25 protein-coding genes, 3 tRNA genes and 1 pseudogene are annotated in these 24,020 nt (G+C 66.6%); 17 read left to right on the forward strand and 12 right to left on the reverse strand.

All coding sequences use genetic code 11. The features are described from left to right. The 4 genes and pseudogenes from FHD68_RS09920 to FHD68_RS09935 form a co-directional block, all read right to left on the reverse strand. Positions 1-139, reverse strand: a pseudogene (locus FHD68_RS09920) (indole-3-glycerol phosphate synthase TrpC); the annotation flags it as partial. Positions 140-187: 48 nt separating this feature from the next. Then, complete coding sequence (locus FHD68_RS09925; protein ID WP_127898390.1) at positions 188-823, reverse strand: uracil-DNA glycosylase; 636 nt, start codon at positions 821-823, stop codon at positions 188-190. Further along, positions 820-1,839, reverse strand: coding sequence for an anthranilate phosphoribosyltransferase (gene trpD, locus FHD68_RS09930; RefSeq protein ID WP_127898391.1), 1,020 nt, complete (start codon positions 1,837-1,839; stop codon positions 820-822). Before trpD ends, FHD68_RS09925 begins: the two co-directional genes overlap by 4 nt. After that, positions 1,836-2,426 (reverse strand): anthranilate synthase component II, encoded by a 591-nt coding sequence (locus FHD68_RS09935; RefSeq protein ID WP_045980829.1) that lies wholly within the window; start codon positions 2,424-2,426, stop codon positions 1,836-1,838. The genes trpD and FHD68_RS09935 overlap by 4 nt, the downstream gene beginning before the upstream one ends. Positions 2,427-2,548: 122 nt before the next feature. Here FHD68_RS09935 and FHD68_RS09940 point away from each other — a divergent pair, with 122 nt between their 5' ends. The 4 genes from FHD68_RS09940 (at position 2,549) to trpE (ending at position 7,715) form a co-directional block, all read left to right on the forward strand. Continuing rightward, positions 2,549-3,088, forward strand: a complete 540-nt coding sequence (locus tag FHD68_RS09940; RefSeq protein ID WP_127898392.1) for a hypothetical protein — start codon at positions 2,549-2,551, stop codon at positions 3,086-3,088. Position 3,089: 1 nt separating this feature from the next. Further along, positions 3,090-4,265, forward strand: a complete 1,176-nt coding sequence (locus FHD68_RS09945) for an aminotransferase (protein ID WP_045980831.1) — start codon at positions 3,090-3,092, stop codon at positions 4,263-4,265. Between the two features lie 67 nt (positions 4,266-4,332). Then, positions 4,333-6,210, forward strand: a complete 1,878-nt coding sequence (locus tag FHD68_RS09950; protein ID WP_045980832.1) for a peptidylprolyl isomerase — start codon at positions 4,333-4,335, stop codon at positions 6,208-6,210. Next, positions 6,210-7,715, forward strand: coding sequence for an anthranilate synthase component I (gene trpE, locus FHD68_RS09955; protein WP_127898393.1), 1,506 nt, complete (start codon positions 6,210-6,212; stop codon positions 7,713-7,715). The genes FHD68_RS09950 and trpE overlap by 1 nt, the downstream gene beginning before the upstream one ends. Positions 7,716-7,769: 54 nt before the next feature. Here the strand turns inward: trpE and FHD68_RS09960 are convergent, their stop codons facing one another. The 4 genes from FHD68_RS09960 to fabI all read right to left on the reverse strand — a co-directional run bounded on the left by FHD68_RS09960 (position 7,770) and on the right by fabI (position 10,639). Beyond that, positions 7,770-8,537, reverse strand: a complete 768-nt coding sequence (locus tag FHD68_RS09960; RefSeq protein WP_139085609.1) for a PRC-barrel domain-containing protein — start codon at positions 8,535-8,537, stop codon at positions 7,770-7,772. A gap of 137 nt (positions 8,538-8,674) precedes the next feature. Beyond that, positions 8,675-9,175, reverse strand: a complete 501-nt coding sequence (gene gpt, locus FHD68_RS09965) for a xanthine phosphoribosyltransferase (RefSeq protein ID WP_045980835.1) — start codon at positions 9,173-9,175, stop codon at positions 8,675-8,677. Positions 9,176-9,186: 11 nt separating this feature from the next. Continuing rightward, positions 9,187-9,795, reverse strand: a complete 609-nt coding sequence (locus FHD68_RS09970) for a LysE family translocator (protein WP_206692642.1) — start codon at positions 9,793-9,795, stop codon at positions 9,187-9,189. A gap of 16 nt (positions 9,796-9,811) precedes the next feature. Continuing rightward, complete coding sequence (fabI, locus tag FHD68_RS09975; RefSeq protein ID WP_127898395.1) at positions 9,812-10,639, reverse strand: enoyl-ACP reductase FabI; 828 nt, start codon at positions 10,637-10,639, stop codon at positions 9,812-9,814. A 79-nt stretch (positions 10,640-10,718) separates the two neighbouring features. Here fabI and pdxH point away from each other — a divergent pair, with 79 nt between their 5' ends. The 4 genes from pdxH to FHD68_RS09995 all read left to right on the forward strand — a co-directional run bounded on the left by pdxH (position 10,719) and on the right by FHD68_RS09995 (position 12,682). Next, a complete protein-coding gene (gene pdxH / locus FHD68_RS09980) occupies positions 10,719-11,333 on the forward strand; it encodes a pyridoxamine 5'-phosphate oxidase (protein ID WP_127898396.1) in 615 nt (204 codons plus the stop codon). Between the two features lie 148 nt (positions 11,334-11,481). Next, positions 11,482-12,063, forward strand: coding sequence for a cold-shock protein (locus FHD68_RS09985; protein ID WP_127898397.1), 582 nt, complete (start codon positions 11,482-11,484; stop codon positions 12,061-12,063). A gap of 16 nt (positions 12,064-12,079) precedes the next feature. Continuing rightward, entirely contained in the window at positions 12,080-12,565 is a 486-nt protein-coding gene (locus FHD68_RS09990) for a DUF192 domain-containing protein (protein ID WP_341872754.1), read from the forward strand. Positions 12,566-12,605: 40 nt separating this feature from the next. After that, a tRNA-Pro gene (locus FHD68_RS09995) sits at positions 12,606-12,682 on the forward strand. Positions 12,683-12,770: 88 nt separating this feature from the next. On the opposite strand, the gene FHD68_RS10000 is transcribed toward FHD68_RS09995, so the two are convergent. From FHD68_RS10000 to tyrS, 3 genes are all read right to left on the reverse strand, one after another. Further along, complete coding sequence (locus FHD68_RS10000; protein WP_127898398.1) at positions 12,771-13,718, reverse strand: alginate O-acetyltransferase AlgX-related protein; 948 nt, start codon at positions 13,716-13,718, stop codon at positions 12,771-12,773. A 208-nt stretch (positions 13,719-13,926) separates the two neighbouring features. Next, on the reverse strand, positions 13,927-14,085 hold the full coding sequence (locus tag FHD68_RS18985; protein ID WP_162198018.1) for a hypothetical protein: 159 nt from the start codon (positions 14,083-14,085) through the stop codon (positions 13,927-13,929). Between the two features lie 115 nt (positions 14,086-14,200). Then, positions 14,201-15,442: a tyrosine--tRNA ligase gene (gene tyrS, locus FHD68_RS10005; protein WP_127898399.1), complete on the reverse strand. Its 1,242-nt coding sequence runs from the start codon at positions 15,440-15,442 to the stop codon at positions 14,201-14,203. Between the two features lie 57 nt (positions 15,443-15,499). Here tyrS and FHD68_RS10010 point away from each other — a divergent pair, with 57 nt between their 5' ends. The 5 genes from FHD68_RS10010 to FHD68_RS10030 all read left to right on the forward strand — a co-directional run bounded on the left by FHD68_RS10010 (position 15,500) and on the right by FHD68_RS10030 (position 18,986). After that, on the forward strand, positions 15,500-16,606 hold the full coding sequence (locus FHD68_RS10010) for an anhydro-N-acetylmuramic acid kinase (protein ID WP_127898400.1): 1,107 nt from the start codon (positions 15,500-15,502) through the stop codon (positions 16,604-16,606). Positions 16,607-16,655: 49 nt separating this feature from the next. Next, complete coding sequence (locus FHD68_RS10015; protein WP_127898401.1) at positions 16,656-17,276, forward strand: PRC-barrel domain-containing protein; 621 nt, start codon at positions 16,656-16,658, stop codon at positions 17,274-17,276. Between the two features lie 194 nt (positions 17,277-17,470). Next, positions 17,471-17,547, forward strand: a tRNA-Asp gene (locus tag FHD68_RS10020). 28 nt (positions 17,548-17,575) lie between these two features. Next, positions 17,576-17,652, forward strand: a tRNA-Asp gene (locus tag FHD68_RS10025). Positions 17,653-17,729: 77 nt separating this feature from the next. Next, positions 17,730-18,986 carry a glutamate-5-semialdehyde dehydrogenase gene (locus FHD68_RS10030; RefSeq protein WP_371706138.1) on the forward strand — a complete coding sequence of 419 codons (1,257 nt, stop codon included), beginning with the start codon at positions 17,730-17,732 and terminating at the stop codon, positions 18,984-18,986. Here FHD68_RS10030 and FHD68_RS10035 read toward each other — a convergent pair. Continuing rightward, positions 18,983-19,606, reverse strand: a complete 624-nt coding sequence (locus FHD68_RS10035) for a histidine phosphotransferase family protein (RefSeq protein WP_127898403.1) — start codon at positions 19,604-19,606, stop codon at positions 18,983-18,985. The two genes, FHD68_RS10030 and FHD68_RS10035, sit on opposite strands and share 4 nt — an antisense overlap. A 42-nt stretch (positions 19,607-19,648) precedes the next feature. On the opposite strand from FHD68_RS10035, the gene FHD68_RS10040 reads away from it, so the two are divergent. The 4 genes from FHD68_RS10040 (at position 19,649) to FHD68_RS10055 (ending at position 23,929) form a co-directional block, all read left to right on the forward strand. Further along, complete coding sequence (locus tag FHD68_RS10040; RefSeq protein WP_042249936.1) at positions 19,649-19,828, forward strand: DUF3553 domain-containing protein; 180 nt, start codon at positions 19,649-19,651, stop codon at positions 19,826-19,828. 127 nt (positions 19,829-19,955) lie between these two features. Continuing rightward, a complete protein-coding gene (gene olsB / locus FHD68_RS10045; protein WP_482811968.1) occupies positions 19,956-20,741 on the forward strand; it encodes a GNAT family N-acetyltransferase in 786 nt (261 codons plus the stop codon). Then, complete coding sequence (olsA, locus tag FHD68_RS10050; RefSeq protein WP_127898404.1) at positions 20,738-21,571, forward strand: lyso-ornithine lipid O-acyltransferase; 834 nt, start codon at positions 20,738-20,740, stop codon at positions 21,569-21,571. The genes olsB and olsA overlap by 4 nt, the downstream gene beginning before the upstream one ends. 93 nt (positions 21,572-21,664) lie before the next feature. Continuing rightward, the gene (locus FHD68_RS10055) at positions 21,665-23,929 is read left to right on the forward strand and encodes an adenosylcobalamin-dependent ribonucleoside-diphosphate reductase (protein ID WP_127898405.1); all 2,265 of its coding nucleotides are present in this window, start codon (positions 21,665-21,667) and stop codon (positions 23,927-23,929) included. Positions 23,930-24,020: the final 91 nt, after the last annotated feature.

Genomic DNA, 24,020 nt, shown 5'->3' on the forward strand with positions numbered 1-24,020 from the left:
CCCGGTCCAGCGCGCGGGCAAAGCCGCGGGGGGCGTCGGCCGCACGGGCCTGCGCGTCGAGGTCGGCCAGCGGACGCGCGGCCTTGGCGGCGGCGATCTCTTCCAGCTTGTAGGCCTTGATCTTGTCCAGAATATCCATGCCCCCGTTCTATCCCCACCGCGCGGGCGGGGAAAGGGGGCGCGGCGGTCAGCCGGTCCAGTCGATGGCCGCACGCCCCTGGTCCGTCAGCCAGTCGTTGATGCGGCTGAAGGGCCGCGATCCAAAGAACCCGCGCCGGGCCGACAGGGGCGAGGGATGGGCCGTGGCGATCACCAGATCCTGCGCGCGCGGCAGGCCCGCCACCGCTTTCCGCGCGTGATTGCCCCACAGCACGAAGGCCAGCGGACCGTGCGCCTGCGCCTCGGCAACGGCCTGTCGGGCCAGCCGTTCCCAGCCCCAGCCCGCATGGGCCCCGGCCTGTCCCGGCACGACCGACAGCGCGGTGTTCAGCAACAGCACGCCCTGATGCGCCCAATGCGACAGATCACCCGTGGTGGGCGCGTCGCCCAGGTCGTCGCGCAGTTCGGCAAAGATATTGCGCAGCGACCGGGGCAGCGGCGTGTCGGGCGTGACCGAGAATGCCAACCCGTTCGCATGGCCCGGTGTCGGATAGGGATCCTGACCCAGGATCACGACGCGCACATCCCGCGGCGATGTCGCCTGCAGGGCCGCGAAGATCCGATCAGGCCCGGGCAGGAACGCCGTGTCCGCCAGCCGGTCGCGGATCGCCGGCCAGTCGTCCCGAAAGAACGGCAGATGCGCCCAGTCCGACGGGGGCGTCACGATTCGGGTGCGCCGGTGACCTGCGCCAGCGCCACCAGCCGCGCCTTTGCCGCGCCGCTGTCCAGCGATTCGGCGGCCATCCGGGCCCCGTCGCGCAGGTCGGAAACCCGCCCCGCGATCAGCAGGGCAGCGGCCGCGTTCAGCAGCACCGCGTCGCGATAGGCGCCCCGTTCTCCGTCCAGCAGGGCCCGGAATGCCGCGGCATTGTGCGACGGCTCTCCGCCCACGATTGCGGCGAAGGGATGGCGGGAAAGGCCCGCATCCTCGGGGGCGATGGTGAATTCGGTGATCTGGCCGTCCTGCAGCGCGGCCACGTGGCTGTCCTCGGCGATCGACAGCTCGTCCGTGCCGTCGCCGCCATGCACCAGCCAGGCCGATGTCGACCCCAGGTCGCGCAGCACCTCGGCCATGGGGCGCAGCCAGTCGGCACTGAACGCGCCGGTCAGCTGTCGGCGGACCCCGGCCGGATTGGTCAGCGGTCCCAAAAGGTTGAAGACGGTGCGCGTGCCCAGTTCGGTCCGGGGCGGACCGACATGGCGCATCGCCGGGTGGTGCATCGGCGCCATCATGAAGCAGATGCCCGCCTGGTCCAGCGCGCGCTGCGCCACGGCGGGGCCGCCCAGCACGTTGATGCCCATCTGGGTCAGCGCATCGGCCGCCCCGGACTTCGACGACAGGTTTCGGTTGCCGTGCTTGGCCACGGGTACGCCGGCCCCCGCCACGACAAAGGCCGTCGCGGTCGAGATGTTCAGCGTCCCCTTGCCGTCGCCGCCAGTGCCCACGATGTCCATCGCGCCGTCGGGCGCGGTGACGCGGTTCATGCGGGCGCGCATGGCGCGGGCGGCGGCCGCGATCTCGTCCACGGTTTCGCCGCGCACGCGCAAGGCCATCAGCAGGCCGCCGATCTGGGCGGGGGTCGCCGCACCGTCGAACAGCGCAGAGAACGCGGCTTCGGCCTCGGATCCCGTCAGGGGGCGTTCGGCGGCAAGGCCGATCAGGGGGCGGATGTCCGTCATGCGGCGTCCTTGCGGACGGTGCAGCGGTCCAGGAAGTTGCGGATCATCTCGTGTCCGAACTGCGAGGCGATGGATTCGGGGTGGAACTGGACGCCCTCGATCGGCAGGTCGGAATGGATCAGACCCATGATCGTGCCGTCGTCCGACGTCGCGGTGACGCGCAGGCAGTTCGGCAGGGTCTCGGGTTCGACGGTCAGCGAATGATAGCGGGTGGCGTTCAGCGGCGATTGCAGCCCCGAAAAGACGCCCGTGCCGTCATGGCTGATCGCGTCGACCTTGCCGTGCAGGATGCGGTTGGCGCGCACGACGCGACCGCCGAACGCCTCTCCGATCGCCTGGTGGCCCAGGCAGACCCCGAACAGCGGCACGGCCCGGTCCGCGGCCGCGCGGATCAGGTCCAGGCAGATCCCGGCCTGCGCCGGATCGCACGGACCCGGAGAGATCACGATCCCGTCCGGCGCCATCGCCAGGGCCTCGTCCACGGTGATCTGGTCGTTGCGGCGCACGACGACCTCGGCCCCGGCCTCGCCCATGTAATGGACAAGGTTCCAGGTGAAGCTGTCGTAATTGTCGATCAGAAGGATCATCGATGCACCTTGCGGCCAGAAGAAGGGGGGCGGTTTCCCCCGGAAAAAGCGTCCGCTATAGATGGGCCAAAGCGCCACCGGGGGTCAAGACCGGGCGGACGCACAGCACGGACGGGGCATGGATGGCACGGGGATTTCTGGCGGGGGCGGCGACGGGCGGGCTGGTTGGGGTCCTGGCGCTGGCCGGGCTGTCGCTGGCGGTGCCGCTGGCACCGCCGGGGCGCGACGCGCTGTCGATCGGCATGCCGATCGGGTCCGAATTCGGACGCGGGGGCGACGTCTCGCCGACCTTGCCCGCGCCCAGTGCGGCCAGCCTGCGCGATGCGGCCACGCCCGCCGCGGTGCCCGCACCCCAGGATGAACCGGCCCCCGTGACGAATGACACGATGCGTCCCAGCCTGCAGCCCACGGACCGGATGCCTGCGCAACCCGCGCCCGACATGGCCGCCGATGCGCCCGGCCTGACCCTGCGCGGCGATACGCCGGTGACGGTGACCGGCCCCGCGCCCCAGCCCGCGATCCGCGCGGCGCAGGACGGATTGCCGCGGATCGCGCCGTCGGACGATGTGCCCATGGACCGGGCGCCCGCGATGCCCGCCCCGGCGCTGGACCTGTCGCTGCCACCGGACCTGACCGACCTTCGCAGAATGGAACGAAACTGACATGCGCCCGCTGAACCCCGCCCTCGCCGCGACCTTTGCCCCCCCGGTGATGGAGGCGCGCCGCTGGCTGAGCGGCGTCAGCTTTCCCGTCGACCGACCCCTGATCAATGTCAGCCAGGCCGCCCCCGTCGATCCGCCGCCCGAAGGGCTGCGCCGGGCCATCGCCGAGGCGGCCCTGCACCGACCCGAGGCGCATCTGTACGGCCCCGTCCTGGGCAACAGCGATCTGCGCGATGCCGTGGCGGCGCAGTTTTCTGCCGCCTATGGTGGTGCTCTGACGGGGACCAACGTCGCGATCACCCAAGGGTGCAACCAGGCGTTCTGCGCGGTCATGGCGACGCTGGCCGGGCAGGGCGATCAAGTGATCGTGCCGACGCCGTGGTACTTCAATCACAAGATGTGGCTGGACATGGCGGGCGTCGCCACGGTCCCGCTGCCCTGCGGGGCCGACATGCTGCCCGACCCCGATCACGCAGCGGCGTTGATCACGCCCGCCACGCGGGCGATCGTGCTGGTCACGCCGAACAACCCGTCGGGCGCGGAGTACCCGGCCGATCTTGTGGGGCGGTTCTTCGATCTGGCGCAGGCGCACGGGATCGCGCTGGTGGTGGACGAGACCTATCGCGATTTCGACAGCCGCGACGGGGCACCGCATGACCTGCTGACCCGGCCTGACTGGGACGGGACGCTGATCCAGCTCTACAGCTTTTCCAAGGCCTATCGCCTGACCGGGCATCGTGTCGGCGCCATCGTCGCCGGCATCGAGCGGTTGCAGCAGGTCGAGAAGTTCCTGGACACCGTGGCCATCTCTCCGTCGCAACTGGGTCAGATCGGCGCGGTCTGGGGGATGGAGCACCTGCAGGACTGGCTGGCCGGAGAGCGGGCTGAGATCCTGGCGCGCCGTGCCGCCGCCGCGGCCGCCCTTGGCGCCTTGCCCGGCTGGCGGTTGAAAAGCGCGGGGGCGTATTTCGCATGGGTCGAACACCCGTTCGCCGAAGGCTCGGCCGATCTGGCGCGGCGGATGGTGCGGGACGCAGGCGTCCTGGCGCTGCCCGGAACGATGTTCACGCCCGAGGGCGACGCCACGGGCCCGCGCCACCTGCGCATTGCGTTCGCCAATGCCGACGCGGCCGGAATCGCGGCGCTGGCGGACCGGCTGGCCGGCCTTTCGGCCTGATCCACTTGTGGCTGACCCGCCCGCGCCCTAAAGACGGGCGGGACACGACCACGAGGAAGGCCGCGCCATGTCACAGCTGCGTACCAAGGGCAAATCGACCATCGTCTGGATCCTGATGGGTCTGATGGTGCTGGGGCTGGGAGGCTTTGGCATCACCAGCTTTTCGGGCGGCACGACCGAGATCGGATCGGTCGGCGACACCAAGATCACCGCCGACGACTATGCCCGCGCCCTGCAATCGGAAATGCGCGCCTTTTCCCAGCAGACCGGCCAGCAGATCACCATGCAGCAGGCCCAGCAGATGGGGCTGGCGCAGTCGGTGCAGGCCAACCTGATCGCGGCGGCAGCGCTGGCGGAACAGGCGCGCGCCATCGGCGTGTCGGTGGGCGATGCGCAGGTCGCGCAGACGATCATGCAGGCGGGCGCGTTCCAGGGCCCGAACGGGTCGTTCGACCGTGCCGCCTATGCCGAGGTGCTGCGCCGCGAGAATCTGACCGAGGCCGATTTCGAGGCGACCGTGCGCGACGACGAGGCGCGCCTGCTGCTGCAGCGCGCCGTCGTGGGCGGCGTGACCGCGCCGGCGCCGATGGTCGACCAGACCGCGCGCTGGCTGCTGGAGACGCGCGATTTCAGCTGGCGCGAACTGACCGAGGACGAGTTGCCCGCGCCCGTGGCCGAGCCTGACGACGCGACGCTGCGCGCCTGGCATGCTGCCAATGGGGACCGCTTCACCGCACCCGAGACGCGCGCGATCACCTATGCCTGGGTGACGCCCGACATGCTGTCCTCCGAGGTGCAGCTGGACGAGGCCGCGCTGCGCGACACCTATCAGCTGAACATCGACCAGTTCCAGCGCCCCGCGCGCCGGATGGTCAGCCGCCTGGTCTTCCCCGACGAGGCACAGGCGCAGGCCGCCCGCGAGCAGATCGACGCCAACACCGCGCCGTTCGAATCCTTCGTCCTGCAGCGCGGACTGACGCTGGATGACGTTGATCTGGGCGAGGTGACCGAGGCGCAGCTGGGTTCGGCGGCCGAGGCCGTGTTCGCGCTGGACCAGCCGGGGGTCGTGGGTCCGCTGCCGACCGATCTGGGCCCTGCGCTGTTTTCGGTGAACGCGATCCTGGACCCCGTCGACATTCCCTTCGAGGAAGCGCGCGAAGGCCTGCGCGGAGAGGCGGCGCTGTCCGCCGCCGCGCGCCAGATCCAGGACCGCATCGCGGATTTGGAGGACGCGCTGGCAAGCGGCGCGACGCTGGAGGAGCTGGCCGAGGATACCGAGCTGGAACTGGGCCAGGTCGACTGGACCGCCGACGCGGTGCCGGCCGAGGGCAGCATCGCCGGATACGAGGCGTTTCGCGAACGTGCCGCCCAGATGGAAAGCACCGATTTCCCCGAACTGGCCGAACTGGCGGATGGCGGCGTCTTTGCGATGCGCCTGGACGAGATCGTGCCCCCGACCCTGCGCCCCTTCGAGGAGGTCCGCGACGAGGTTCTGGCCGATTGGCGCCGCGCCGAGGTCCAGCGCCAGCTGCTGGAACTGGCCGCCGATCTGAGCCTGGCCGAGGTCGCCCAGACCGAGGCGACCCCGGACGAGGCGCAGGCCGACGACGCCTCCGCCTGGACGACCGAAACCGGCCTGGCGCGCAGCGACTGGATGGACGGACTGCCCCCGCAGCTGCTGTCCCAGGCCTTTGCCGTGACCGAACCCGGTCAGGCCGAGGTCGTCGATGCGGGCGACCGGGTGTTCGTCGTGCGGCTTGACCAGATCAACGATGCCGACCTGTCCCAGCCCGATGCCGCACAGGTGCTGGACGGGGTGCGGTCGCGTCTGGATCAGTCGCTGCAGGTCGACCTGTTCGACTATTACGCCCGCTATGCGCAGCGCCAGTCCGCGGTCGAATTGAACCAGTCCGCGATCAACGCCATCAACGCCCAGGTCCAGTGATGCAGCTGACGCCGGAATTTCCGCAGTTCGAGGCCGAATGGGCCGCAGGCCGCAACCAGCTGGTGACCATCCGGCTGGCCGCGGACCTGGACACCCCGGTCAGCCTGATGCTGAAGCTGGCCGAGGCCGCACCGCAGAGCTTCATGCTGGAATCGGTCACGGGCGGAGAACTGCGCGGCCGCTATTCGATCGTCGGCATGAAGCCGGATCTGGTCTGGGAATGCCGCGACGGTCAGGCGCGGATCAACCGGCAGGCGCGGTTCTCTCAAGACTTCGAGGATGATCCCCGCCCGGCGCTGGACAGCCTTCGGGCCTTGATCGCGGAAAGCCGGATCGACGCGATGCCCGAGGGCGTGCCGCCGGTCGCGGCGGGCCTGTTCGGCTATCTGGGCTATGACATGATCCGGCTGGTCGAGGATCTGCCGGGTGTGAACCCCGATCCGCTGGACCTGCCGGACGCGATGATGATGCGCCCTTCGGTCGTGGCCGTGCTGGACGGCGTGAAGGGGGAGGTGACCCTGTGCGCCCCGGCTTGGCATGACGGTACCGACAATGCGCGCGCGGCCTATGCGCGCGCCGCGGAACGGGTCATGGACGCGCTGCGCTCGCTTGACCGGCAGCCGTCAGAGCCGCGGGTGATGGGCGACGACACGCAGATCGGCGCGCCGGTGTCCAATTTCGCCAAACCCGATTATCTGGCCGCGATCGAGACCGCCAAGGATTACATCCGCGCGGGCGACATCTTTCAGGTCGTTCCCAGCCAGCGGTGGCGGATGGACTTTCCGCTGCCGCCCTTCGCGCTTTACCGCAGCCTGCGGCGGACCAACCCGTCGCCCTTCATGTTCTTCCTGAACATGGGCGGTTTCCAGATTGTCGGTGCAAGCCCCGAGATCCTGGTCCGCCTGCGCGACGGAGAGGTGACGATCCGCCCCATCGCCGGAACGCGGCCCCGCGGCGCGGACGAGGCGCAGGATCGTGCGCTGGAAGCCGATCTTCTGTCCGACCAGAAGGAATTGGCCGAACACCTGATGCTGCTGGATCTGGGCCGCAACGACGTGGGTCGCGTGGCCAAACCCGGCACCGTCCGCCCGACCGAGCAGTTCGTGATCGAACGCTACAGCCACGTCATGCACATCGTGTCCAACGTGGTCGGAGAGTTGCGGGAGGGCGAGGACGCATTGTCCGCGCTGTTGGCGGGCCTGCCTGCCGGGACGGTGTCGGGCGCGCCCAAGGTCCGCGCGATGCAGATCATCGACGAGTTGGAGCCTGAGAAGCGGGGCGTATATGGCGGTGCGGTCGGCTATTTCGCGGCCAATGGCGAGATGGACATGTGCATCGCGCTGCGCACCGGCGTGGTCAAGGACAAGGCGCTGTATATTCAGGCTGGCGGGGGCGTCGTCTACGACAGCGACCCCGAAGCGGAGTTCGAGGAAACGGTGAACAAAAGCCGTGCCCTGCAGCGCGCCGCAGAAGGCGCGTCGCGGTTCGTCCGCGGAAACAGCTGAGCGTAACAAAAAACGGCGGCCAAAGGGCCGCCGTTCTTTCGTCAGGATCACAGATCAGTTGGCGGGTGCGGTCTCGGTCGTCGTACCGTCTGCCGGTTCCGTTGCCATCGTGTCCGCCGGCTCGGTCGCCATCGTGTCGGCGGGTTCAGCCATACCATCGGCGGGTTCGGCCGCCATGTCACCTGCAGGTTCGGTCGCCATCTTATCGGCAGGCGGGGTCGCGGTGCCGGTAGCCATCGGGTCCGCGGCAGGTGCGGCTGCAGGGTCAGCGGCCGGGTCGCTCATCATGTCGCCAGCCGGGGCCTCCTGGTCGCGGAACACGTATTCAGGTGCGGCCTCGGCCTCTTCGCGGGTCAGATCACTGGTGATCTCTTGCGCGTCCGAGTTGATGGTCAGGTCGCCCCACGGCAGGGCGATCTGCTTCTGGCCGATGCCAAGGAAACCACCCACGCCGATGATCGCGGCCTTCATCTCACCGGTGTCGCCATCGACGATCAGGTCGCTGATCGAGCCGATATCGGTGCCATCAGGCGACGTCACGCTGGCGCCGGTGATCCAGTCGATGCGCCATTCGTTCTCGGCCTGCTGAACCTCGACCTTGTCCGCGGCGGATGCGGCGGCGGCGGCTTCATCGGCGTCTTCGGTGGCCATGTCGTCCGTGGCCATGTCACCCGTCGCCATGTCACCGGTTCCGGCGTCGGTCATGGGGGCGGTTTCGGCAGGCTCCATCGCGGGATCGGCGGCGGGTGCCGTGTCCTGCGCGAATGCCGCGCCAAGAGTCAGAGGCAGAGCAAGGGTGGTGGTCAAAAGCAGCTTACGCATGTCTTTGGTCTCCTGTGTGTGCCTTGCGGGTTGCTTGGGCAGCCCGCCATTGGGTGCTTAATGCACCGGCATCACGTCAGGTTCCCGCCCTGTCGGTGACAGAAATGTCAGGGGTTCGCCAAGCCCCTGATATCGTTTCAGTCTTCGCCGCGGAAAGGTTGCACGTACTGCAATGCCATGTCCCACGGGAAGAAGATCCAGGTGTCCTGGCTGACCTCGGTCACATAGCTGGCGACCATCGGCTTGCCCTTGGGCTTGGCATAGACGGTGGCTAGATGTGCCTTGGGATACATCTCGCGGATCAGTTCCAGCGTGCGTCCCGAATCAACCAAGTCGTCCACGACCAGGATGCCCTCGCCATCGCCCATCAGTTCGGGGTCGGGGCGCTTGAGGACCTCCAGCTGGCCCTGGCCCGCTTCCGTGCCGACGCCCTTGTAGGAGCGGATCGAGATCGTGTCGATGGTCCGGATGTCCAGTTCCCGCGCGACGATCATCGCGGGGACAAGCCCGCCGCGCGTCACGGCGACCACGGCCCGCCATTCGGTGCCGTCCATGCGCCATGCCAGGGCGCGCGCGTCGCGGTGCAGCTGGTCCCAGCTGACATGGAAGCCTTTTTCGTGCGGCAGGCGGTCGTTCATCGTTGTCTCCTTCACGGGCGCAGGACCAGGGACAGGCCGAGGGCGGCGATCGCCAGCCCGGCCCCCCGGTCGATCCAGAATTTCAGGGCCGCATAGCGCCGCCGCAACAGCGGCAGGGCCATCAGGCTGGCCAGTGCGGTATAGAAGAACAGCTCGACCGACAAGGCCACGGCATAGATGGCGCCCTTGTCGGCGACACTCAGCGCGGCGGGAAAAATCGACAGCAGCACGGCGGAGTAAAACAGCGCCGGTTTCGGGTTCGACAGGTTCAGTGCCATGCCGGACCACAGGCTCATCCCGCCCGCCGCGGCGTCGGGCATCGGGTCGCGGGCATGGATCCACATCAGGATGCCGATGCGGATCAGATAGGCCCCGCCCAACAGTTTAAGCAGGATCAGGGTCCAGGGGGCGACGCGGAACAGGGCTGTCAGTCCCAGCAGTGCGACCAGGCACCAGACCGACGCGCCGATCGCCAAACCCCACCCATAGGTCAGCGCACGTCTGCGCCCCAAGGCAAAGGCGCCCTGGCTGACGGCGATCACGCCGGGTCCGGGCGACAGGATCGCGGCCGACAGCGTGGCCACGAAGATGCCCATCTGTTCGGCCGTGATCTGGATCATGGGGGCTGCGTGTCCGTCAGTCCTTCTTGACGGTCGCGATGTCGGGGGCGTCGACAGCCTTCATGCCCACGACGTGATAGCCGGCATCGACGTGATGCGTTTCGCCGGTCACGCCGGCGCCAAGGCGCGACAGAAGGTACAGGGCGGAATTGCCGACATCTTCCTGCGTGACATTGCGACGCAGCGGAGAGTTCAGTTCGTTCCACTTCATGATGTAGCGGAAGTCGCCGATGCCGCTGGCGGCCAGCGTCTTGATCGGACCGGCGCTGATCGCGTTGACGCGGATGTTGTCCTTGCCGAAATCCTCGGCCAGATAGCGGACCGAGGCCTCCAGCGCGGCCTTGGCGACGCCCATCACGTTGTAATGCGGCATGACGCGTTCGGCGCCGTAATAGGTCAGCGTCAGCATCGACCCGCCATCCTTCATCATCGCGGCCGCGCGGCGCGCGACGGCGGTGAAGGAATAGACCGAAATGTCCATCGTCATCAGGAAGTTGTCGCGTGTCGTCTCCGCATAGCGGCCGCGCAGCTGGTCCTTGTCCGAAAAGCCGATGGCATGGACGACGAAATCCAGCCCGTCCCATTTCGCGCCCAGATCCGCGAACAGGGTGTCGATCGATGCCTCGTTCGACACGTCGCAGGGCAGCACCGTGTCCGACTCCAGCTGCGCCGCCAGCGGATCGACGCGCTTCTTCAGCGCATCGCCCTGATAGCTGAACGCCAGTTCCGCACCCTCGGCCGCCAAGGCCTTGGCGATACCCCAGGCGATCGACTTGTCGTTGGCCAATCCCATGATGAGACCGCGCTTGCCGGCCATCAGGCCGGGCCTCTGCTCGCTTGACATGTCCTGTCCCTCACGCTTTCAACCGTTTCAAAGGTGATTAGGGCAAGTGTCCTGTCGCAGCAAGCACAAGGAGTGCGCGATGAGTGATCGGACCGGAATCTTTGCGGGCGACGACCCGTTCGACATTGCCCGCGCCTGGCTGGAAGAGGCGCGGGCGTCCGAGCCCAACGACCCGAATGCCGTCGCGCTGGCCAGCGTCGATGCAGACGGGCTGCCGGATGTGCGGATGGTCCTGCTCAAGGATATCGACGGGCAGGGGCTGGACGGATCCTTCGTCTTCTATACCAACTATGACAGCGCCAAGGGCCGCCAGATCGAGGCCTCGGGCAAGGCGGCCTTCGTGATGCACTGGAAATCGCTGCACCGGCAGATCCGCGTGCGCGGCACCGTCACCCGAGAGGACGGACCCCAGGCCGACGCCTATTACGACAGCCGCGCGCTGCAGAGCAGGTTGGGGGCTTGGGCCTCGCGCCAATCGCAACCGCTGGATGCCCGCGCGACGCTGGTGGCCGAGGCCGCCAAGGCCGGGCTGCGCCACGGTCCGCGCCCCGCGCGGCCGCCATTCTGGGGCGGCTATCGCATCACTCCGTCGCATCTGGAATTCTGGGCGGACGGCGCGTTTCGCCTGCACGACCGGTTCCGGTGGACCCGCGACGCGGATGCCGGATGGTCGGTCGAACGACTCTATCCATGACCCGCCGCGATATGTCGTCGCAGGAACGGAACCAACTTTTGTTAACCTCGTTGGCACAGTCTCGCCTCCAAGCCACTGTTGTGTTGTAGTCAGTGGAGGGGGTCATTACTGTCCTAGGACAATTGGCTAGCGTGAATACGGAAATGCGATGACAGAAGACGGCAGCCTCAAGCTGGTGACAGGGTTGGTCAAGTGGTTTGACCCCTCGAAGGGCTATGGCTTCATTCTGGACGAAAACGGCGGCAGCGATATTCTGTTGCATGGCAACGTGTTGCGCAATTTCGGCCGCAGTTCCGTCGCCGATCAGTCACGCGTGCAGGTGCTAGTGCAGCATACCAGCCGCGGCGTGCAGGCCGCCGAGGTCGTTTCGATCGAGCCACCCGCCACCGACGGACAGGCCCCCATCGCCGACCTGGACATCGACATCATCGAAAACCTCGACAGCCTGCCGCTGCGGCCGGCGCGTGTGAAATGGTTCGACAAATCCAAGGGCTTCGGGTTCGCCAACATCTTCGGTTACTCTGAGGATGTCTTCATCCATATCGAGGTCCTGCGCCATTCCGGTTTTGCAGACCTTGCCATCGGGGAGGCGCTTTGCCTGCGCATCGTCGAGGGCCCGCGTGGCCTCATGGCGGCACAGATCGCAGCATGGGATGCGGCGCAGACGGCCCATGACGAAAAGGCGCAGGCCGAATCGCTTCACAACTCGCTTCCCCATGTTGCGGAGTAGCCTTGCAGTCGCCCTGTTGCTGGCGCTGGCTGCGCCGCTTGCGGCCCAACCCATCGTCCCGGCAGCGGATGCGCAATGCAGGTCTGATGCGGCGCTGATTCGCACAACTGGCGACACGGCTCTGTCCTTTCAGATAGAGGTTGCCGACACACCCGAATCACGGGCCCAAGGCCTGATGTTCCGCAGAAACCTACCTGCGGGAGAGGGGATGCTGTTCGTCTATCCCGAACCCCAGCCGGTCAGTTTCTGGATGCGTAACACGCTGATCCCGCTTGACCTGATCTTCTTCGACGAAACCGGCGTGATCCGTCATATTCACCGCAACGCCCGCCCCTTGGACGAAACGCCAATCCCCGGCGCCGCCGTCGGCGATCCGCGGCCGGACCGCCTGATGGTCCTGGAAATCGCAGGAGGCGAGGCAGCAAGGCTGGGTCTTGCCGCCGGCCAGCAACTGGCTCATCCCGCGCTGGATCGAGCTGGCGCAGCTTGGCCGTGCCGCTAGGGCTTTCCACCGCCGCCTCCTTGCGCTAAAGCGCGGGTGTCGGGGCGTAGCGCAGCCTGGTAGCGCGACGGTTTTGGGAACCGTAGGCCGTAGGTTCGAATCCTATCGCCCCGACCACTGAACACCGCGATTCTATTGATGCGTTGCGCGCCCGCTTACGCGGTATTCTCTCGATCTTTGTTCAGAACCTGTCGCGATCAAACGATCATCTGTTCAATGCCAAGGCGTTGGCATCGATCATCTCGTCCCAAAGCGTGGCGAACATCGCATCGGGAGCGGTGCTTCGGCCGTGCATCAGGGGATAGGCAAGAAAGTGCGGTCGTTCGGTGTCGGGCCGGGTGGAGGCGAAATAGCGTTCCGCCAGCCCGCACAGAACGTCGTCCGGCTTGACCGCCGCCATCATCTCCTGATGAAAGAACGGCGTGCGGCAGAAGACGATCTTGCGCCAGTAACGTGCCAACTCTGTCAACAGCGAGCGAAAGAACGAGTCGCCAAAGATCATTAGCGTCCGCGGCGTTACCGATTTCGGGGATGATATCAGGTGCATGATTCCCATGTTCCCGGCCTGAACCCCATTGGCAGCCGAGGCAATCTGGGGGTGTGCCATCGGCGAACGCCTGATCTCGCTGATTTTCGGCGTGCATTGCACACCCAGGTCGCCCACGTATTCTCTTTCCGGACCCATGCTGGATGTAAGATCATCCAGAACCTTGCTTGCATCGATATGCAAAGTCCGTTCGGCCACCTCGGCGGCCAGATGCATGTTCGCGACGGGAGTGTAGTGACTGTCGGTCATGCTCAGCCGATCATTCCGCCCGAACAGATGGTCGATCGGATAAAGCAGATCGTTGGGCCGCGCGTCAGATGGCATCGAGCGTTCGAATATCGATCGATACCCGAGCCCTGCCGTGACGGCGTTCAGAACGATCGGATCGGGAAACACCCATTGGGAATAGGTACAGCCGTTCTCATCCGCCCACTGTTTCCGCGCGCGATGATTGCGTCTGAAAATCTCGATGCGCTCCTCCGGCACCGTGGAACTGCCGCGTTCGAACATCTGCGCGACCCCGTGATTTCCGCCGACAAGCACAAGCCGCCCGTCCTCCAGGCGACGTATATTGGGCGGCACCGTCACGTCGGGTTGCGCAATCATCGGGATGTGTCCTTTTCGACTGTCATGCCCCTCTCAGTACCGTTCCGCAGCCGGACGTTTCAAGTTGTGACAGAACCGCATGGCGGGCCGCACCGCGACGCCCAACCGAACCCGTGCAGAGGCGACGGGTGGCAGCCGCGGTTCTTCCGCGGTCAGGACATGGAAAAGGGGCCGCGTGGGCCCCTTGCTTTCGGCGATCTTTCCGGTGTCATGCAGCCTTCTGGGCGTCCAGTTCGCTGACGACGGGACGGGTGCCGTCTTCGCGGGCATAGTATCCGTACATCTGATCCAGTGCGGCATCTGCCTGCTGGCTGCGTTTGCGGTCCGCGATGCTCAGCGGCTTCTGGGTCTGGTTCGACATTGTCATTCTCCGATCAGGGCGTTTCCTCCCGTGACCGTCAGATATTGACTGCCCAGTCAAAATGAAACCGCCCTGACGCAAGGTCAGGGCGGTTGCAGGGCAGCCATGCAATGCGGTCAACTCAGCCGATGCGCAGCATCCGATGCTTTTTCTTGCCGACCGAGATCTTGATGCCGCGCTCCAGTACGGCCTGGTCCAAGGGCATCTGCGGATCGGTGACAGGCGCGTTGTCGGCGCGCAGGCCGCCTTCGGCCACCAGACGCTTGACCTCCTTGCCGCTGGCGACGATGCCCGACTGGACTAGGGCCTGCGCGATGGTGACGCCTTGCGCCTGATCGGCGGGCAGCACCGCGACCTCCAGATCGCCGCCCGCGCCGCCGTCCTGAAAGACGCTGCGCGCGGTCGCCTCGGCGCTGGCGGCGGCATCGGCGCCATGCAACAGGGTCGTCACTTCGTTGGCCAGACGGACCTTGGCCTCGTTGATCTCGGACCCCTGCAGCGCGCCCATGCGGTCGCATTCGTCCACCGGCAGTTCGGTGTACAGCTTCAGGAACCGGCCCACATCGGCATCGGTGGTGTTGCGCCAGAACTGCCAGAACTCATAGGGCGACAGCATGTCCGCCGACAGCCAGGTCGCCCCGCCCGCCGACTTGCCCATCTTGCGCCCGTCGCTGGTCGTCAGCAGCGGAGAGGTCAGGCCCCAGACCTGCCGGTCGTCCACCCGCCGCGTCAGGTCGATCCCGTTGACGATGTTGCCCCACTGGTCCGACCCGCCCATCTGCAGAACACAGCCGTGGCGGCGGTTCAGCTCCAGGAAGTCGTAGGCCTGCAGGATCATGTAGTTAAATTCCAGGAAGCTCAGCGACTGTTCCCGGTCCAGCCGGGACTTGACCGATTCGAAGGACAGCATCCGGTTGACGCTGAAATGCCGGCCGATGTCGCGCAGGAAGGTCAGGTAGTTCAGGCCGTCCAGCCATTCGGCGTTGTTCAGCATCACCGCCCCGTCGGGGCCGTAATCCAGATAGCGGGCAAAGACCCGGCCCATCCCGTCGATATTGGCCTGGATCGCGGGATCGTCCAGAAGCGGGCGCTCGTCGCTGCGGAAGGACGGATCGCCCACCTTGGTCGTGCCGCCGCCCATCAGGGTCAGGGGCTTGTTGCCGGTCTTCTGGAACCAGCGCAGCATCATGATGTTCAGCAGGTGCCCGACATGCAGGCTGGCCGCCGTCGCGTCATAGCCGATATAGGCCGTGATCGGTCCTGCCAGCAGCGCCTGATCCAGCCCGGCGTAATCCGTGCAGTCGGCCAGATAGCCGCGTTCGGACATGATGCGCAGGAAGTCGGATTTGGGCTGGTATGTCATGGGCTTCATCCTTGTGTATCCGGGCGATATACAGGCAGGAGCAGCGAAGGAAAAGCGATGATCCGGGCTTTGGGGATGATGTCGGGCACGTCGCTGGACGGTGTCGACGCGGCGATGATCGAAACCGACGGGGTGCGGATCGGCGGCTTTGGGGACAGCGCCTTTCGTGCGTTCGGCGACAACGAATCGGCCGTGCTGCATGCGGGGCTGGGCCTGTGGCCCGACGCGCCGGAGGTGGCGGAGCTGGCGCAACTGGTCCAGGCGGCCCATGCCGATCTGGCACGGCAGTTTCCAGATGCGCAGCTGATCGGGTTTCACGGCCAGACGCTGGCCCACGATCCGCGCGGGCGCGGCACGCATCAGGCGGGTGACGGCGCGGCGCTGGCGCGCATGACGGATCGCCCCGTGGTCTGGGATTTCCGGTCCGAGGATGTGCGTCAGGGAGGCGAGGGCGCGCCTTTGGTGCCGTTCTTTCATTGGGCCTGCGCGAACTGGGCCGTGGGGCAGGGGCGCCTGCCCGCGGCCCCCGTGGCGTTCCTGAATCTGGGCGGCGTCGGCAACATCAGCTGGGTGGACCCCACGGCCCCCGCACCCGAGACCGCCGGTGCCTGCGTCGCCTTCGACACGGGGCCTGCGAACGCGCCCTTGAACGACCTGATGCGCCGGCGCCGCCGTCAGTCGCGGGACGAAGGCGGCGCACTGGCGGCCAGCGGCACCGCCGATCAGGACATCGTCGCGGCGTTCCTGGATGATCCGTGGTTCCGGCGACCCGCCCCCAAATCCTTGGATCGCGATCAGTTCGCCGGCCTGACCCGCGCGGTTGCCCCGCTGTCCGATGCCGATGCGGCGGCGACGATGGTGTCGGCACTGGCCGGATCTGTTGCGGCAGGCATCGCGTGGCTGCCCGCGATGCCTGCGCAAGTTCTGGTCTGCGGCGGGGGGCGCCACAATGCAGCCATCATGGATGCGCTGGCAGCAGCGTTGCCCGTGCCCGTCCGGCCGGTCGAGGCGATCGGCCTGAATGGCGACATGCTGGAGGCGCAGGCCTTCGGCTGGCTGGCGGTACGCGTGCTGCGGGGGCTGCCAATATCGGGGCCGATGACCACGGGCGTTCCGGCACCGGTCTGCGGCGGACGGATCAGTCACCCACGATCACGTGACTAGATCATACAAATGTTTAGGGAACGGTCGTCGAAATGCCCGCGTTGATGCCGTGAAGATGACGAAAAGACGTCATCGAAACAAAGAATTGATGCGGAGATCTAGAATGAAAACCCTCATGATGACGACGGCTGCTGCTCTGGCATTTGCGGCTCCGGTGTTCGCACAGGACGCGGCGACGCCCCCGGCCACCGACGCCATGCCGGCCGAGACGATGCCCGCAGAGACAATGCCCGCAGAGACCATGCCGGCGAATGCCAGGCCTGCCGAGACGATGCCCGCCGACGAGATGGCGACCGACATGAGCGACATGGAAGTGACGCTGTCGGCCGAGAATCCCGGCATCACCGCATCGTGGCTGCAGGGCCGCGCGATCTATACGACCAACCAACCGTCGACCACCGAATGGACCGATGCAACGGGCGATGCGGTTCCGGGTGACTGGAACGAGATCGCGACTGTGTCCGACATCGTGATGTCGCCGGACGGTCAGGTCATGGGCTACATCGCCGACATCGGCGGTTTTCTGGGCATGGGCACGCACACCGTGCTGCTGGATCGTGATGTCCTGAACATGGCGATGTTCGGTGACGACACGGTTCTGGCGACCAACTACAGCCAGGAAGAACTGGAAGCGCTGCCGGAATTCGACATGGAAACCGTCCGCGACTGATCCCACCCTGTTTGTTTACAAGTTGCTTGGTTCATCGGGGCGCCCATCGGGCGCCCCGTTCGCGTTCTTTGCACCGTAATTTCAAAGATTTGCCCGAATGTGGCAAAATTCGTTCAACGCGCCCTTGACGCCGCGCGGCGGTCTGCGTAAACCCCGGCCTACTCCGGCGGGCGATCGTCCGGGGGATGAGTTGGGCGGTTGTAGCTCAGTTGGTTAGAGTACCGGCCTGTCACGCCGGGGGTCGCGGGTTCGAGCCCCGTCAACCGCGCCACAACTCATCATTCGCCCGAAGGAAATGCGCGGTTGTAGCTCAGTTGGTTAGAGTACCGGCCTGTCACGCCGGGGGTCGCGGGTTCGAGCCCCGTCAACCGCGCCATTTCTTCCCTTCCCCTTCTCGGCAGGATCACGCTAAGACGGCGTCGATTTTGCGTATCGGAGGAAGCGATGACGGACATGGTCCAAGCCCGGCAACTGATCGACGCCCTTGGCGCCGCCGCCCGAGAGGCCGCGGTGGTTCTGGCGCAGACGCCAGCCGGACCGAAACGCATGGCCCTACTGTCCGCCGCCGACGCCATCACCGCCCGTACCCCTGATATCCTGGCGGCCAACGCCCGTGATCTGGACTTCGCGCGCGAAAAGGGGCTGTCGGATGCGATGCTGGACCGGCTGCGTCTGGACGGCGCACGCATCGCCGCGATCGCGCAAAGCCTGCGCGAAGTTGCCGAACAGGATGATCCGGTCGGGCAGGTCATCGCGGAATGGGACCGGCCCACCGGTCTGCATATCCGCCGCGTGCGCACGCCCATCGGCGTGATCGGGGTCATCTATGAAAGCCGGCCGAACGTGACCGCCGATGCGGGGGCGCTGGCGTTGAAGTCCGGAAATGCGGTGATCCTGCGCGGCGGTTCGGAAAGCCTGCATTCCAGCAGCGCGATCCATGCCTGCATGGTCGAGGGTCTTCGCGCGGCGGGCCTGCCGGAAACCGCCATCCAGATGGTGCCCACGCGCGACCGCACGGCGGTCAGCGCCATGCTGGGCGCACAGGGGCTGATCGACGTGATCATCCCGCGTGGCGGCAAGGGGCTGGTCGGGCTGGTGCAGGACCAGGCCCGCGTGCCGGTCTTTGCGCATCTGGAGGGGATCTGCCACATCTATGCCGACGCCGCGGCCGATCTGGAAAAGGCGCGGCGCGTGGTGCTGAACGCCAAGACGCGGCGCACCGGTGTCTGCGGGTCGGCCGAATGCCTGCTGATCGACAGGGCGTTCCATGACCGCCATGGCGACGTCCTGATCCGCGACCTGCTGGAGGCGGGGGTCGAGGTGCGTGCGGATGGCGATCTGGCGCGCATCCCCGGCACCGTGCCGGCCAAGCCCGACGATTTCGGGCGCGAGTTCCTGGACATGATCATCGCCGCCAAGCTGGTGGACGGGGTCGAGGAGGCCATCGCCCATATCCGCCGCCATGGCAGCCAGCACACCGAATCGATCCTGACCGAGGATGACGCGACCGCCGAACGGTTCTTTGCCGGGTTGGACAGCGCGATCCTGATGCGGAACGCCTCGACCCAGTTCGCGGACGGTGGAGAGTTCGGCATGGGCGCCGAGATCGGCATCGCCACGGGCAAGATGCATGCCCGCGGGCCGGTGGGGGCGGAACAGTTGACCAGCTTCAAATATCTGGTCACGGGCGACGGGACGATCCGCGCCTAGAACGCGATCTCGCCCCCGGTGTCGTCGAATTCATGGCGCAGGGGGCGGTTCTCGGCCCGCGCGGCCTCGGCCAGCAGGGCGAAATGCACCTCGGACGGGGCGAGGGTGCGGGGTTGCGGGCCGTCCAGCCAGCCCCACAGGGTCGGGTCGACTTTGCTGCGGTCGCATTCCGCGACCAGCCGCCATCGCGGACCGTCGCGCAGCACGATCACCCGGCCGCCCCAGGGCATCGCGCTTTCCATGCACATCACCGCCAATACCAGCATGCGGATCTCGGGCCGCGCGAAATCGCCTGCGGCGTCCAGGGTGATCGTCAGGCGGCCCTGTGCGGCGATCCCGTCCAGCAGACGGCGCAACTCGGCCAGGCCGATCCGCTGTTCGCCCTGCGCCATGCCGAACGCCATGCGATAGGCCTGGATGCGTGCGCGTGCCGCACCCACCGCTTCGGAGATCAGGCGCAGTTCGGGAGATTGGGCCAGGCCCGGAAAATCAGGCGACATCTCCAGCAGCTCGACCCCGTTGCCGATGGCCCCAAGGGGCGACACCAGGTCATGGCACAGCCGCGATCCCAGCAGTGCGGCCAGATCGCCCGCAGCGATCCGCGTTGTATCGACCGTCATGTATGATTACCTTCCAAAGTGCAGAGAAATGGAGTTTTCGCGGTGAACGATATCCTTGAACCCGGCATGATCGTGCGTCATCCCGGCGCGCCCGAATGGGGCGAGGGGCAGGTCCAGTCCCGGATCGGCGACCGCATCACCGTGAACTTTACCGAGGCCGGCAAGCAGGTCATCGACGGACGCCGCGTGGCGTTGCAGATCCTGCGTATGGGCGACATGTAAACTCCTGATATTGCTTGCGCGACGATGCAACTGAAGGTTGCGCGATGCAAGCGGAACTTGGGCCGCACGTGTTGCATTGGCCGCGCGGCTTTCCTAGACAGGCCGCAGCCCAAGCACCGAGGCCATCGTGAACCGCGCCGACCCTGCCTTTTTCCAGATCCGCCTTGCCACGACGCCCCGCGACCTGATGGCCGCGCAGCGCCTGCGCTATCGCGTGTTCGTCGAGGAGCTGGGCGGCACAGGCCCGCTGGTCGATCACGACGCCCGGCTGGAACGGGACGAGTTCGACCCCGTCGTCGACCACCTGTGCCTGATCGACACGCGCCGCGATGCGGAGGCGCTGGATCACGTGGTCGGCGTCTATCGCCTGCTGCGCAGCGATGTGGCGGCCGATTTCGGGCGGTTCTACTGCGACGGCGAATACGACCTGGCACCGCTGCGCGACAGCGGCCGACCGCTGCTGGAACTGGGGCGATCCTGTGTCGATCCCGATCACCGGGGCGGGGCGGCGATGTTCCTGATGTGGAACGCGCTGGCCGACTATGTGCTGGACCACGGCATCCAGATCCTGTTCGGCGTGGCCAGCTTTCACGGCACAGACCCGACGCTGCTGGCACCGTCGCTGTCGTGGCTGCACCACCATCACCTGGCCCCGCCGGACCTGCGGCCCCGGGCGCGGCCCGACGGGTTCCAGACCATGGACCTGATCGCCCCCGACCGCCTGGACCGGCGCGAGGCGCTGGTCGGGATGCCTGCGCTGATCAAGGCCTATCTGCGCCTTGGCGGTCTGGTGGGCGAGGGGGCGTTCATCGACCGTGCCTTCAACACGACCGATGTGTTCCTGCTGATGGACACGGGCGCGATGTCCGCCAAGCACAAGCAATTCTACGAAAGCCGCTGGCAGCCGACATGAGCCCGACCTGGCGCGATGCCGAACCGCCTGTGCCGGCCCCCCCGCGCGGGCTGCGCGACTGGCTGCGGGTGATCCGCCGCGGCGTGCCGGCGGTTCTGGTGCTGATGCTGGGCGTGCTGCTGATCCTGCCGCTGCGCGGGATCGAGCGACTGGTGCATGGACGCCGCCGCCCCTGGACCGAACCGCATGTCCAGATCGTCTGCCGTCTGGTCCTGGCCTGCATCGGCCTGCGCTGGCGGCGCGAGGGGACGCCCCTGCGGGGCCCCGGCGCGGTCGTGGCGAACCATTCCAGCTGGCTGGACATCCTGACGCTGAACGCCGCCCTGCCGGTCTTCTTCGTCAGCAAGGCCGAGGTCGCCCGCTGGCCCGGCATCAACGTCCTGACGCGCGTGACCGACACGCATTTCGTGACACGCGATCCGAAACTGGCCCGCGCGCAGGCGCTGGAATTCGCCGAACGCATCCGCGCCGGGCATCGCCTGCTGTTCTTCCCCGAAGGCACGTCCAGCGACGGACGCCGCGTCCTGCCGTTCAAGCCGACCCTGTTCCAGGGGTTTCTGGCCGACGACCTGCCCGCCGGTCTGGCGATCCAGCCGGTCAGTGCTGTCTATCAAGCGCCGCCGGGGCAGGACCCGCGATTCTATGGCTGGTGGGCGGACATGGATCTGGGGCCGCACCTGCTGTCGATTCTTGCGGCAAGACGCCACGGGCATGTGACCGTCCGGCTGCACCCCCCGATTCCCGTCGCAGGAAACGACCGCAAGACCCTTTCGGCAGCATGCTATTCTGCGATAGAAGCCGATTTTCGTGGTCTTGTCACACCTGCCTGAAACCGACGGGCCGACCCTGTCAAGACCTTGCCAGCCGCGTTTTGACGCTATATCTGGTGTCCAACCCTGAACAAACCACCAAGGAATGAGCGTATGACCCGCTTTGCCGCCCCCATCGCAGAACAGATCTGGGACATGAAGTACCGGATGAAGGATTCCGAGGGGCAGGCCGTCGACGGGTCGGTCGAGGACAGCTGGCGTCGCGTCGCGCGCGACCTGGCGCGCGTGGAAAGCGACCCGGCCAAGTGGGAGGACAAGTTCTATTCCGCGCTGGAGGACTTCAAGTACCTGCCCGCGGGCCGCATCCTGGCCGGTGCCGGAACGGGCCGGTCGGTCACGCTGTTCAACTGCTTCGTCATGGGCACCATCCCCGACAGCATGGGCGGCATCTTCGACATGCTGAAGGAGGCCGCGCTGACCATGCAGCAAGGCGGCGGCATCGGTTACGACTTCAGCACGATCCGCCCGCGGGGCGCGGTGGTCAAGGGCGTGGCGGCCGATGCGTCGGGTCCGCTGTCCTTCATGGATGTCTGGGACGCGATGTGCCGCACGATCATGTCGGCCGGCTCGCGCCGTGGCGCGATGATGGCGACGATGCGCTGCGACCACCCGGACGTGGAACAGTTCATCGTGGCCAAGCAGGACAGTGCGCGCCTGCGAATGTTCAACCTGTCGGTGCTGATCACCGACGATTTCATGGATGCCGTGCGCGCCGATGCGCCTTGGGACCTGAAGTTCGAGGGTCGGGTCTACAGCACCGTCCAGGCGCTGGACCTGTGGAACCGGATCATGAAGGCGACCTATGATTTCGCCGAGCCGGGCGTGATCTTCATCGACCGGATCAACAAGGCCAACAACCTGTCCTATGTCGAGACGATCGCGGCCACCAACCCCTGCGGCGAGCAGCCCCTGCCGCCCTATGGCGCCTGCCTGCTGGGCTCGATCAACCTGGCCCGGCTGGTCAAGAACCCGTTCACCGAGACGGCCGAACTGGACCCCGAAGGCCTGGACGATCTGGTCCGCACGGCTGTCCGGATGATGGACAACGTGGTCGACGCATCGAAATTCCCGCTGGACGCGCAGGCCGAGGAAGCCCGCAACAAGCGTCGCATCGGCCTGGGCGTGACCGGTCTGGCGGACGCGCTGCTGATGCTGGGCCTGCGCTACGGCGCCGATGACGCGGTTGCGCAGACCCGCGTCTGGATGAAGGCCATCGCCCGGTCGGCCTATCTGGCATCCGTCGAACTGGCCAAGGAGAAGGGCGCATTCCCGCTGTTCGACGCCAAGAAATACCTGGCCTCGGGCTTCATGTCCAAGATGGACGCCGATGTCCGCGACGCGATCGGCAAGCACGGCATCCGCAACGCCCTGCTGACCTCGATCGCGCCGACGGGCACGATCAGCCTCTATGCGGGCAATGTGTCGTCGGGGATCGAGCCGGTCTTCGCCTATGCCTACAAGCGCAAGGTCCTGCAGAAAGACGGCTCGCGGACCGAGGAGGAGGTCGTCGATTACGCCGTGCAGATGTGGCGCGACCTGAAGGGCGACGCGGCGCTGCCCGATTACTTCGTGAACGCGCAGACGCTGGCTCCCAAGGACCACGTCGCCATGCAGGCCGCGGCGCAGGAATGGGTCGACAGCTCGATCTCGAAAACCATCAACTGCCCCGAGGACATCAGCTTCGAGGCGTTCAAGGACGTCTACATGGCGGCCTGGGATCTGGGCTGCAAGGGCTGCACGACCTATCGGCCGAACGATGTGACCGGCTCGGTGCTGTCTGTCAGCGAGACGACCGAAAAGGCGCCGGAGGCCGACAAGGGCGCGGATGTCGTCTATCTGACCGAGCCGCTGGACCGTCCCGCGGCGCTGGAAGGCGCGACATACAAGCTGAAATGGCCGGGGTCGGAGCACGCGATCTACATCACGATCAACGACATCATCCACGGCAACCACCGCCGCCCGTTCGAGATCTTCATCAACTCCAAGAACATGGAGCATTATGCCTGGACGGTCGCGCTGACGCGCATGGTCTCGGCCGTGTTCCGCCGCGGGGGCGACGTGTCCTTCGTGGTCGAGGAGCTGAAGGCGGTCTTCGATCCGCGCGGCGGGGCCTGGATGCAGGGCCGCTATGTCCCCTCGATCCTGGCGGCCATTGGCGGCGTGATCGAACGCCACCTGATCGAGACGGGCTTCCTGGCGGGCGAAGGGCTGGGCCTCAAGTCCGACCCGCAGGCCGAAGTGATGGCCGTGGGCGAGACGCCGCGCGGCCCCGCCTGCTCCAGCTGCGGTCAGTACGGTATGCGAATGGTCGAGGGCTGCATGACCTGCCCCAGCTGCGGCCATTCCAAATGCGGATGATCTGAAGCGGTCCCCAAGCGATCCAGACCGTGTGAAAACCCAAACAGGATTCCCAGCCTAATGTGGCCATGGTATCCTCGGCCATGGCACA

The organism is Paracoccus marcusii, from assembly GCF_006151785.1.
Taxonomy (GTDB): domain Bacteria; phylum Pseudomonadota; class Alphaproteobacteria; order Rhodobacterales; family Rhodobacteraceae; genus Paracoccus; species Paracoccus marcusii.

What these genes read in the sequence shown, in the direction of transcription:
- FHD68_RS09950 (WP_045980832.1), top strand. Translation starts at nt 4,333, where the DNA reads ATGTCACAGCTGCGTACCAAGGGCAAATCGACCATCGTCTGGATCCTG.
- trpE (WP_127898393.1), top strand. Translation starts at nt 6,210, where the DNA reads ATGCAGCTGACGCCGGAATTTCCGCAGTTCGAGGCCGAATGGGCCGCA.
- FHD68_RS09970 (WP_206692642.1), bottom strand. Translation starts at nt 9,795, where the DNA reads ATGATCCAGATCACGGCCGAACAGATGGGCATCTTCGTGGCCACGCTG.
- FHD68_RS18985 (WP_162198018.1), bottom strand. Translation starts at nt 14,085, where the DNA reads ATGACAATGTCGAACCAGACCCAGAAGCCGCTGAGCATCGCGGACCGC.
- trpD (WP_127898391.1), bottom strand. Translation starts at nt 1,839, where the DNA reads ATGACGGACATCCGCCCCCTGATCGGCCTTGCCGCCGAACGCCCCCTG.
- FHD68_RS10030 (WP_371706138.1), top strand. Translation starts at nt 17,730, where the DNA reads ATGGTCCAAGCCCGGCAACTGATCGACGCCCTTGGCGCCGCCGCCCGA.
- pdxH (WP_127898396.1), top strand. Translation starts at nt 10,719, where the DNA reads ATGAGTGATCGGACCGGAATCTTTGCGGGCGACGACCCGTTCGACATT.
- gpt (WP_045980835.1), bottom strand. Translation starts at nt 9,175, where the DNA reads ATGAACGACCGCCTGCCGCACGAAAAAGGCTTCCATGTCAGCTGGGAC.
- FHD68_RS09935 (WP_045980829.1), bottom strand. Translation starts at nt 2,426, where the DNA reads ATGATCCTTCTGATCGACAATTACGACAGCTTCACCTGGAACCTTGTC.
- FHD68_RS09945 (WP_045980831.1), top strand. Translation starts at nt 3,090, where the DNA reads ATGCGCCCGCTGAACCCCGCCCTCGCCGCGACCTTTGCCCCCCCGGTG.
- tyrS (WP_127898399.1), bottom strand. Translation starts at nt 15,442, where the DNA reads ATGACATACCAGCCCAAATCCGACTTCCTGCGCATCATGTCCGAACGC.
- FHD68_RS10035 (WP_127898403.1), bottom strand. Translation starts at nt 19,606, where the DNA reads ATGACGGTCGATACAACGCGGATCGCTGCGGGCGATCTGGCCGCACTG.
- FHD68_RS09960 (WP_139085609.1), bottom strand. Translation starts at nt 8,537, where the DNA reads ATGCGTAAGCTGCTTTTGACCACCACCCTTGCTCTGCCTCTGACTCTT.
- FHD68_RS10000 (WP_127898398.1), bottom strand. Translation starts at nt 13,718, where the DNA reads ATGATTGCGCAACCCGACGTGACGGTGCCGCCCAATATACGTCGCCTG.
- fabI (WP_127898395.1), bottom strand. Translation starts at nt 10,639, where the DNA reads ATGTCAAGCGAGCAGAGGCCCGGCCTGATGGCCGGCAAGCGCGGTCTC.
- olsA (WP_127898404.1), top strand. Translation starts at nt 20,738, where the DNA reads ATGAGCCCGACCTGGCGCGATGCCGAACCGCCTGTGCCGGCCCCCCCG.
- FHD68_RS09985 (WP_127898397.1), top strand. Translation starts at nt 11,482, where the DNA reads ATGACAGAAGACGGCAGCCTCAAGCTGGTGACAGGGTTGGTCAAGTGG.
- FHD68_RS10055 (WP_127898405.1), top strand. Translation starts at nt 21,665, where the DNA reads ATGACCCGCTTTGCCGCCCCCATCGCAGAACAGATCTGGGACATGAAG.
- FHD68_RS09940 (WP_127898392.1), top strand. Translation starts at nt 2,549, where the DNA reads ATGGCACGGGGATTTCTGGCGGGGGCGGCGACGGGCGGGCTGGTTGGG.
- FHD68_RS10010 (WP_127898400.1), top strand. Translation starts at nt 15,500, where the DNA reads ATGATCCGGGCTTTGGGGATGATGTCGGGCACGTCGCTGGACGGTGTC.